General features: G+C 72.5%; 2 protein-coding genes. One reads left to right on the forward strand and one right to left on the reverse strand.

The window, feature by feature from the left end; translation table 11 throughout:
- The coding region (gene add / locus STRTUCAR8_RS38445; RefSeq protein WP_006381751.1) for an adenosine deaminase at positions 1-573 on the forward strand (573 nt) is incomplete at its 5' end.
- 20 nt (positions 574-593) lie between these two features.
- Here the strand turns inward: add and STRTUCAR8_RS38450 are convergent.
- Positions 594-1,649 carry a UDP-N-acetylmuramate dehydrogenase gene (locus STRTUCAR8_RS38450; protein ID WP_006381750.1) on the reverse strand — a complete coding sequence of 352 codons (1,056 nt, stop codon included), beginning with the start codon at positions 1,647-1,649 and terminating at the stop codon, positions 594-596.
- Positions 1,650-1,721 lie beyond the last annotated feature (72 nt).

A 1,721-nucleotide genomic window follows, 5' to 3' on the forward strand; every position in this document is an offset into this window, starting at 1 on the left:
GACGCGCGCACGCTGGCCCGCCTTGCCGTGCGGTACGCGGATCGGGGTGTCGTGGGCTTCGGGCTCTCCAACGACGAACGGCGGGGCATGGCCCGGGACTTCGACCGGGCCTTCGCCATCGCGCGTGAGGGCGGTCTGCTGTCGGCCCCGCACGGCGGTGAGCTGACGGGCCCGTCGTCGGTCCGTGACTGTCTGGACGACCTGCACGCGTCCCGGATCGGCCACGGCGTGCGGGCGGCCGAGGACCCGCGCCTGTTGAAGCGCCTCGCCGACCGCCAGATCACGTGTGAGGTGTGCCCGGCCTCGAACGTCGCCCTGGGGGTGTACGAGAAGCCCGAGGACGTGCCGCTGCGCAAGCTCTTCGAGGCGGGTGTCCCGCTGGCGCTGGGCGCCGACGACCCGCTTCTCTTCGGTTCCCGGCTGGCGGCCCAGTACGAGATCGCCCGGGAGTACCACGCCTTCACGGACGCGGAACTGGCCGAACTGGCCCGGCAGTCGGTACGGGGTTCGGCGGCGCCGGAGGACGTACGGGCGAAGCTGCTGGCGGGGATCGACGACTGGCTGGTCTCGTAGCCGTAGCCCTGCGGGGGTTCCTAGAGGCTGACGCCGACCGTCACCGGTTCGTTGACGAGGGTGACACCGAAGACGTCCTGGACACCGGCGACGACCTCGCGGGCGAGGGCGAGCAGGTCCTCCGTGGTGGCCCGGCCCCGGTTGGTGAGGGCCAGGGTGTGCTTGGTGGAGATCCGGGCCGGCCCGGTGCCGTACCCCTTGGTGAAGCCGGCCTTGTCGATCAGCCAGGCCGCCGAGGTCTTGGTGCGGCCCTCTCCGGCCGGGTAGGCGGGCGGTACGGCGTCGGCGCCGAGCCGCTCCGCCACGCGCGCGTGGAACGCGGCGAACTCGGCGTCGTCGAGGATCGGGTTGGTGAAGAAGGACCCGGCGGACCAGGTGTCGTGGTCCTCGGGGTCCAGGACCATGCCCTTGCCCGCGCGCAGCTTCAGCACGGTCTCGCGGGCCGCGTCCAGCGGCACCCGGTCGCCGGGCTCGACACCGAGGGCGCGGGCCGTCTCGGCGTACTTCAGGGGCGCCGACAGCCCGTCCGCGTCCTCCAGGGCGAAGCGGACGCGCAGGACCACATGGCGCTCGGGGTCGGCCTTGAAGCGGCTGTGGCGGTACGAGAAGTCGCACTCGGCGCCGGAGAGGGTCACCGTCTCGCGGGTGATCCGGTCGTAGGCGACGACCTCGGTGATCGTCGAGGACACCTCTTGGCCGTACGCCCCCACGTTCTGGATGGGCGTCGCCCCCGCGGAGCCGGGAATCCCGGCGAGGCACTCGATCCCGGCGAGACCGGCCTCGACCGTGCGTGCGACGGCGTCGGTCCACACCTCGCCGGCGGCCAGCTCCACACCCGTGCCGTCGAGGTCGACTCCGGTCGTGGCGATCCGCAGAGCCGTCCCCGCGAAGCCCTTGTCGCCGATGACCAGGTTCGAGCCGCCGCCGATGACCAGCAGCGGGGTCCCGGAGTCGTCGGCCTCGCGGACGGCGGCGATCACCTCTGCGTCGGTCGTCGCCGTGATCAGCCGGTCCGCGGGACCGCCGAGCCGGAAGGTGGTCAGCGGGGCGAGGGGAGCGTCGTGGATTTCCTGCACGCGCCAAGACTACGAGACCCCACTGACACCCCAGGACGGACACGGGGCACCGACACAGGACGACAAGCGGCA

Source organism: Streptomyces turgidiscabies Car8, from assembly GCF_000331005.1.
GTDB lineage: Bacteria > Actinomycetota > Actinomycetes > Streptomycetales > Streptomycetaceae > Streptomyces > Streptomyces turgidiscabies.